At 38.1% G+C, this 231-nt stretch carries 1 protein-coding gene; it reads left to right on the forward strand.

The window, feature by feature from the left end; all coding sequences use genetic code 11:
• The coding region (locus LI114_RS14050) for a hypothetical protein (RefSeq protein ID WP_227221172.1) at positions 1-231 on the forward strand (231 nt) is incomplete at both ends.

Genomic DNA, 231 nt, shown 5'->3' on the forward strand with positions numbered 1-231 from the left:
GGGATTTTATGGGGACGCCTGGTACTGTAGTGACTTTTTTTCCAGATCAACGCTTTGATGTAGAACGGCAAGAGGGGACGGACTATTTGTCAGGTATCCAATTCAAAATTCCTAAAGATTCTACAGAATATTGGTCGCATCGTTTTAAAAAGTTTGGTCTAGAATACCAACACATAGACAATACTTTGCAGGTTCTTGATTTTGACAAGATTTTACTTGAGTTTATCGAAG

Source organism: Ruminococcus sp. 210702-SL.1.03 (assembly GCF_020559915.1).
GTDB lineage: Bacteria > Bacillota > Clostridia > Oscillospirales > Ruminococcaceae > YE71.